At 34.3% G+C, this 7,566-nt stretch carries 7 protein-coding genes and 1 pseudogene; 2 read left to right on the top strand and 6 right to left on the bottom strand.

Going from position 1 to position 7,566, the window contains the following annotated elements:
• The 6 genes and pseudogenes from AB4Y90_RS04570 to AB4Y90_RS04545 form a co-directional block, all read right to left on the bottom strand.
• A pseudogene (locus AB4Y90_RS04570) lies at positions 1–377 on the bottom strand (GLPGLI family protein); the annotation flags it as partial.
• Between the two features lie 345 nt (positions 378–722).
• Complete coding sequence (gene rpsJ / locus AB4Y90_RS04565) at positions 723–1,028, bottom strand: 30S ribosomal protein S10 (protein WP_002661363.1); 306 nt, start codon at positions 1,026–1,028, stop codon at positions 723–725.
• Positions 1,029–1,045: 17 nt separating this feature from the next.
• Positions 1,046–3,163, bottom strand: coding sequence for an elongation factor G (fusA, locus tag AB4Y90_RS04560; protein WP_441556255.1), 2,118 nt, complete (start codon positions 3,161–3,163; stop codon positions 1,046–1,048).
• Positions 3,164–3,169: 6 nt separating this feature from the next.
• Positions 3,170–3,646, bottom strand: coding sequence for a 30S ribosomal protein S7 (gene rpsG / locus AB4Y90_RS04555; RefSeq protein ID WP_333850539.1), 477 nt, complete (start codon positions 3,644–3,646; stop codon positions 3,170–3,172).
• Positions 3,647–3,669: 23 nt separating this feature from the next.
• On the bottom strand, positions 3,670–4,083 hold the full coding sequence (rpsL, locus tag AB4Y90_RS04550; protein WP_031503575.1) for a 30S ribosomal protein S12: 414 nt from the start codon (positions 4,081–4,083) through the stop codon (positions 3,670–3,672).
• A gap of 135 nt (positions 4,084–4,218) precedes the next feature.
• Complete coding sequence (locus tag AB4Y90_RS04545; RefSeq protein ID WP_441556254.1) at positions 4,219–5,595, bottom strand: hypothetical protein; 1,377 nt, start codon at positions 5,593–5,595, stop codon at positions 4,219–4,221.
• Between the two features lie 140 nt (positions 5,596–5,735).
• On the opposite strand from AB4Y90_RS04545, the gene AB4Y90_RS04540 reads away from it, so the two are divergent.
• Positions 5,736–6,212, top strand: a complete 477-nt coding sequence (locus tag AB4Y90_RS04540) for a Dps family protein (RefSeq protein ID WP_441556253.1) — start codon at positions 5,736–5,738, stop codon at positions 6,210–6,212.
• A 95-nt stretch (positions 6,213–6,307) separates the two neighbouring features.
• A complete protein-coding gene (gene pncB / locus AB4Y90_RS04535; RefSeq protein WP_441556251.1) occupies positions 6,308–7,486 on the top strand; it encodes a nicotinate phosphoribosyltransferase in 1,179 nt (392 codons plus the stop codon).
• Positions 7,487–7,566 lie beyond the last annotated feature (80 nt).

Genomic DNA, 7,566 nt, shown 5'->3' with positions numbered 1-7,566 from the left:
GCTTTTTGTAAAGTATATTGTCCTTCAGTTTTTGTATCGTTTAAGAGTTTCCAATTTATTTTATCAGTAGATTTTAACGAGAAAAAATCATTCAGCAGGATAATTGAGGTATTTTCAAAAGAGTTCTTTTTTCTGATAAGAGCAGGAAGATGATCGTCCCATCTTGATCTATTCTGATCTCGAATAATATTTAAAGAATCTGTTTCGGCGTATGAGTAAGGATAAAATTTAACATCATCAGGATTCACATCAAGGATCATATTTTCTGCAGAAAAATCTTTTGCGGTTGAATCTAATTTATATTGAAACTGATAGATAAACCGATGCGTTTGTGCCGATAAAAACAGGGGAAATAAAAGTAAAATGAGTGTTTTCATATTTAATTTTAATCAAAAATATCAATAATGGTTGAATTAATTAAAATTATGTTTGAATATTTTGTGTGTAATTAAAATTCATAAATTAAATTCAAATAAGTTTATTTTTTATATTTAACATTAGGTTTCGCTCCTCCGCAGCTATATTGTCTATTCAAATTCAGGCTAAATAAAACTCTAACAAAAACACAAAATCTTAATTTTTATGTCAAAATATTTTTAATAATCTATAAATTGACAGTTATTTTATTTAAGATTGATTTAAAAACAAAAAATCCCTCTTCTTTCGAAAAGGGATTTATATTTAAGGTGTTGCTTTAAAACTTCCGTCTTCAAGCAAATTTATCACACTTTAATTTCTACGTCAACTCCTGAAGGAAGTTCTAATTTCATTAGAGCATCAACAGTTTTAGAAGAAGAAGAGTAGATATCCATTAGTCTCTTGTGAGCTGATAATTGGAACTGCTCTCTTGCTTTCTTGTTTACGTGCGGAGATCTCAACACTGTGAAGATTCTCTTGTTCGTTGGCAATGGAATTGGACCGTTTACAACAGCACCAGTAGCCTTTACCGTTTTTACGATTTTCTCAGCAGACTTGTCTACCAAGTTGTAATCGTAAGATTTTAGTTTTATTCTGATTCTTTGTGACATTTCTTGTACTTTAAAAATTAACCTTTTGCTTTAGCGATGATATCGTCAGCAACGTTTTGAGGAGTAGCTTGGTATTTCTCTAATTCCATAGAAGAAGTAGCTCTTCCTGATGAAAGTGTTCTTAGAGTCGTAACATATCCAAACATTTCAGAAAGTGGAACTGAACCTTTGATTACAACAGCACCGTTCTTTTCTTCCTGACCACTGATAGTACCTCTTCTCTTGTTAAGGTCACCAATGATGTTACCCATATATTCTTCCGGAGTTACAACCTCCAATTTCATAATAGGCTCCATAATTACCGGTTTAGCAGCACGTCCCGCTTCTTTGAATCCTAATTTTGCAGCCATTTCGAAAGAAAGAGCATCAGAATCCACCGCGTGGAAAGATCCATCTTTAAGAGTAACTTTAATACCTTCAACTTCGAAACCAGCCAAAGGACCGTTCTTCATTGCAGCTTTAAATCCTTTTTCAATTGCAGGAACAAATTCTCTAGGAACGTTACCACCTTTGATCTCATTGATGAATTCTAAACCAACTTTACCTTCGTCTGCAGGTCCTAGTTCAAATACAATATCAGCAAATTTACCTTTACCACCAGATTGTTTTTTGTAAACTTCTCTGTGTTGAGCAACTTTTGTTAAGTTTTCTTTGTATTCTACCTGAGGTTGTCCTTGGTTTACTTCAACCTTGAACTCTCTCTTCATACGGTCAACAATGATATCTAAGTGAAGCTCACCCATACCAGAAATGATCGTTTGTCCAGAAGCCTCGTCAGTTCTTACTGTAAACGTAGGATCTTCTTCAGCCAATTTAGCTAGAGCGTTACCCATTTTATCCTGGTCAGCTTTAGTTTTAGGCTCAACAGCGATACCAATTACCGGATCAGGGAAAACCATCGATTCTAGAACGATTGGGTTTTTCTCGTCACACATTGTATCACCAGTTTTGATAGATTTGAAACCTACAGCAGCACCAATATCACCAGCTTCAATATATTCTACCGGGTTTTGCTTGTTAGCGTGCATCTGATAGATTCTTGAGATTCTTTCTTTATCTCCTGAACGAGTGTTCAAGATATAAGAACCTGCATCTAATCTTCCTGAGTATGCTCTGAAGAATGCTAATCTTCCCACGAATGGGTCAGTAGCAATCTTAAATGCTAATGCAGAGAAAGGTTCATCTACAGAAGGTTTTCTTGTGATTTCAGCGTCCGTTCTTGGGTCAGTACCTTTGATATCATCTTTATCCAATGGAGAAGGCAAGTATTTACATACTGCATCCAACATAAACTGTACTCCTTTATTCTTAAATGAAGAACCACAAGTCATTGGGATAATAGATAAATCGATAGTAGCAGCTCTCAATGCATTATTGATTTCTTCTTCTGTAATTGAATCCGGATCTTCGAAGAATTTCTCCATCAAAGTTTCGTCATATTCAGAAACAGCTTCTACTAATTTCTCTCTGTATTCAAGAACTTCATCCTTCATATCTTCCGGAATTGGAACTACCTCGAAAGTAGCACCTTGTCCAGCTTCATCCCAGATGATCGCTCTGTTTTTAATTAAGTCTACAACACCTTTGAAATCTTCTTCAGCACCGATTGGTAAAACGATTGGAACTGCATTAGATCCTAACATATCTTTAACCTGATTTACCACGTTAAGGAAGTCAGCACCTTGTCTGTCCATTTTGTTTACGAATCCCATTCTAGCAACTTTGTAGTTGTCAGCAAGTCTCCAGTTTGTTTCAGACTGAGGCTCTACTCCATCTACTGCAGAGAATAAGAATACCAATCCATCTAATACTCTCAAAGATCTGTTCACCTCTACTGTGAAGTCAACGTGTCCCGGTGTATCGATAATGTTGAAGTGGTAAGGTTTAGTTTCTGGCAAAGCTTTACCTTGATCTGTTGGAAAGTTCCAAGAACAAGTAGTCGCAGCAGAAGTAATGGTAATACCTCTTTCCGCTTCCTGCTCCATCCAGTCCATTGTAGAAGCACCATCGTGAACTTCTCCAATTTTGTGGTTTACACCTGTATAGAATAAAATTCTTTCTGTAGTGGTAGTTTTACCTGCATCAATGTGCGCAGCAATACCAATATTTCTTGTAAATTTAAGATCTCTACCCATTTCAGATTAGAATTTAAAGTGTGAAAACGCTTTGTTAGCTTCCGCCATTTTGTGAGTATCAGTTTTCTTTTTGAAAGCAGCACCTTCTTCTCTAGAAGCTGCTACAACTTCGTTAGCCAATTTCAAAGCCATAGACTTATCATTTCTCTTTTTAGAGTAGCTAATTAACCATTTCATAGCCATAGAAATTTTTCTATCAGCTCTGATTGGCATTGGGATCTGGAAGTTTGCTCCACCTACTCTTCTAGAACGTACTTCTACGTGAGGCATAACGTTAGTTAATGCATCTTTCCAGATTTCTAATGAAGTTTTTTCAGTATCTCCTTTTTTAGTTTCTACGATATCCAATGCATCATAGAATATTTTGAATGCAATTGACTTCTTACCGTCAAGCATCAAGTTGTTTACGAATCTAGTTACCAATTGATCATTAAACTTTGGATCTGGTAACAACGGTCTTTTTTTCGCTTTTGTCTTTCTCATTGTTTCTGTACCTTATTTAATGATTATTTTTTCTTCCCTTTTGCAGGTGCTGCAGCAGCTTGTCCTGGTTTAGGTCTCTTAGCTCCGTACTTAGATCTTCTTTGTGTTCTTCCGTTTACTCCAGCAGTATCCAACGCACCTCTTACGATGTGGTATCTAACTCCTGGTAAATCTTTTACTCTCCCCCCGCGTACCAATACTATCGAGTGCTCTTGAAGATTATGTCCTTCACCTGGGATATAGGCGTTAACTTCTTTACCGTTTGAAAGTCTTACCCTTGCAACTTTTCTAAGTGCAGAGTTAGGTTTCTTAGGAGTGGTAGTATATACTCTCGTACATACACCTCGTCTTTGTGGACAAGAATCAAGGGCAGCCGATTTACTCTTCTTGGTAAGTGCGACTCTTCCTTTTCTAACTAATTGTTGAATAGTAGGCATTTAATTGCTTTTATTTTAGGGTGCAAAAGTAATAATAATTTTTTAATCCACAAGCAGTTGCAAATAAATTATTTGCATACTTAAAAATTAATTAACAAGAACTTACATTTTATTCCATCAAAGTATTTTGATTTTTTAATCCTTCTCAAATTTTATTTCTGAAGTATACAAAACTTTAGATTTATCTTTTATCGTATCATTCAAAAGCCATTTGATTTTTGGATTCAGAGTGCCAATAATATTTTCTTTAAGACTTCCTATTTGCTTATTTGTATGCTTGTATTGGAAAGATTTATTTATAAAAAGAAGATGGTATGTTGTAATTGTTTCGATATGCCTTTCATTATTATAAAGATATTTTCTGTCTGCAAACTGAGACATTTGCGGCTCTATTATTTTTTTATTTTTTAAAAAATTATCTGCATCCTTCAAATTATAAGCCGTAAGAAACACAAAAAAGAAACAACAGATTCTCCATAACCATTTATCTGAACTAACATTTTTAAAATATAAAATAAGAAAGGAGAAAAACAGGCAAATATTTGCTGCAGCCATCATTCTTACATTCATTTCTTCTATCTGCTGAAACCAGCCGGAAATCAGTAACGCCACAGCATAAACCGAAGCCATACACCATAACACGATATGGAAGTTGTAAGAAGAATCGTTTTTTGCTTTTTTAAAAAATTTAATTAGATAAATAATAATCCCGATATCAATCAAAAGCACTAAAAACTGAAAAGCAATACTCGCAAAACTCAATGAAGCTGGCTTTATTCCTATAAAAGGATCTACCACATTCACAACCCCCAAAATACTCCTTAATATAAATATTGGTAAATTTCCCATCGCAGAACCTCTTAAATTCTCACCGGTGAAACTTCCAAAATTCAGATAATTAAAAAGCAGATAAGACGCAATTCCTAATCCTGACAAAAACACAAACAACAAATATGGCTTAAACCAGGTAGCTTTTTTTAATTTAAAAAACATCAAAAAGAAGAAAAACACAACAGATGCATAGATATAAATCCCAGAATACCTTACTGTAAACATACATACTAAAATTACCGAAGAAAATATGGCATTTTGAAACCCTTTGCTTTTTTCTGAAAACATCAGGTGCAAAAAATAGAAAAGAAAATACAGCAAAAAAATAAACGGTCCTTCAGACATTGCCTGAAGAAATACGAACAGACAAGTTTTACCTGTAAACAGCAAAACAGTTTCCCTGAAATAAAATTTTTTAAAATAGGAAAAGCTTAAAATCACTACCACAAAAAGAGTACTCAAAATTTTTGAGGCCCAAAACCAATCCTGCGTGATATTATACATTAATCTTAGTAATACAGGATACCCTAAAGGAAAAAGATCTGTTTCGGGATGTGGCAAATCTACTGCAATCCCAAAATAAGAAAGACTATCTGCACCAATACCTCCATTTGAGAAGAAAAAAGGTTGCAAAAAATAGACAATCACTATTATTACAGCCAGTACCTTATACTTAAACATCACTTCTTTACTAATTTTTCACAATATTAAGAAATCTAATTCATACCGTTTTTAAAAATTTGTTAATAGCCAACATCAATCACAAAAAGAAGAGTTTCGGCACAATATTTCCTGCATTAGAAATATCAAAAAATAAACTTATGAAAAACGCAAACATTATCGGTTTAAAAGAAGCCGACTGCCAAAACATTTCAGAAAAGCTGAATATCTTACTTGCTAATTACTCCGTGTTTTATCAAAACACAAGAGGCTCTCACTGGAATATTAAGGGAGAGCAATTTTTCACGTTACACCCAAAATTCGAAGAGCTTTACAACAGCTTAGTTTTAAAAATAGATGAAATTGCAGAACGTATATTAACATTAGGCGCAACTCCGGCGCACAATTATTCAGAATACCTTCAGGTTTCTACCATTAAGGAAAGTAAAGAAGTAAGCGACGGTAACAAAAGTGTTGAAATTATTTTAAATTCTTTTAAAGTTGTTATCGATTTACAGAGAGAGCTTTTAGATATTACCGAAAAAGCGGGAGATGAAGGAACAAACTCCCAAATGAGCGACTATATTACAGAACAGGAAAAAGAAGTATGGATGTACAATTCTTATCTTGGGAAATAATACCACACCAAAAAATTTACATTATTGCAAAAATCGTCTTACATTTAGACGATTTTTATTTTTAAATATTTAAATTTGTGTTAAAATTACACAATATGCAAAACATACACTTAAACTCGATTCTCGACAACGATTTCTATAAAATCACCATGCAAAATGCAGTGGTAAAATTGTTCCCAAGTCAAATTGTAAAATACGAATTCATCAACCGTGGAAAACATCATTTCCCTGAAGGTTTTGATCATGCATTGAGAGAAATCGTCAATAAAATGGCAGAACTGAAACTCACGAAAGATGAAAAAAAGTTTTTAGCTAAAACCTGTCCTTATTTAGATCTACCATACTTAGATTTTCTTGAAGGTTATCATTATGATCCATCCGAAGTGAAAATCGTACAAACCGGAAACGACCTTTCGGTAACTGTTGAAGGACTTTGGTACAGAACGATTCTTTGGGAAGTTCCATTATTAGCTTTAATTAGCGAGCTGCATTACGAAATGAATCATATGGAAAGAGATTCAAACGAAACAGTAATGGCAAAAACCTTAGAGAAAGCAGATTCATTAAATAAATTAGGCGTAACCTTTGCTGAATTTGGGACCAGAAGAAGACATTCACATAAAGTACAGAATCTTGTGATGGAAGCTTTGACACAGAAAAAAGACTCTACATTTATCGGAAGCTCAAATGTACATTTCGCAATGAAATATAACGTAAAACCAATCGGAACACACGCTCACGAATGGTTTATGTTTCACGGAGCCGAGTTTGGATTTAAAATGGCAAACGAATTAGCGCTTGAACATTGGGTTGATGTCTATCGCGGAGATTTGGGAGTTGCCCTTTCAGACACGTATACAACCGATGTTTTCTTCCAGCAGTTTGACAAGAAATTCGCAAAACTTTTTGACGGAGTTCGTCATGACAGCGGCGATCCTTTAGAATTTGCAGACAAAACGATTGCCCATTATCGACGTCACGGAATTAATCCTTTATTTAAATACATCATTTTCTCCGATGCTTTAAACCTTGAAAAAGTAGAAGAAATCACCAATTACTGTAAAGGAAAAATCGGTGTTTCATTCGGAATCGGAACAAACCTTACCAATGATGTAGGTTTAAAGCCGATGAATATTGTAATGAAATTAATCGGCGTACAGGCTCCCAATAAAGAGTGGATCCCAACCGTAAAACTTTCCGATGAAAAAGGAAAATATACAGGCGACCAAAAAATGATCGAGCTTGCAAAAGAATTTTTAAGAATTACAGATTAGATTTCAGATATTAGATGTTAGATTTCAGATGTTAGATTTCAGATATTAGATTTCAGATAAAAGATTTAAAAATATATATG

The organism is Chryseobacterium sp. 2TAF14 (assembly GCF_052115105.1).
Taxonomy (GTDB): Bacteria; Bacteroidota; Bacteroidia; order Flavobacteriales; family Weeksellaceae; genus Chryseobacterium.
Note: the sequence above shows the minus strand (reverse complement) of the source record. Positions and strands in the feature narration are given on the sequence as shown.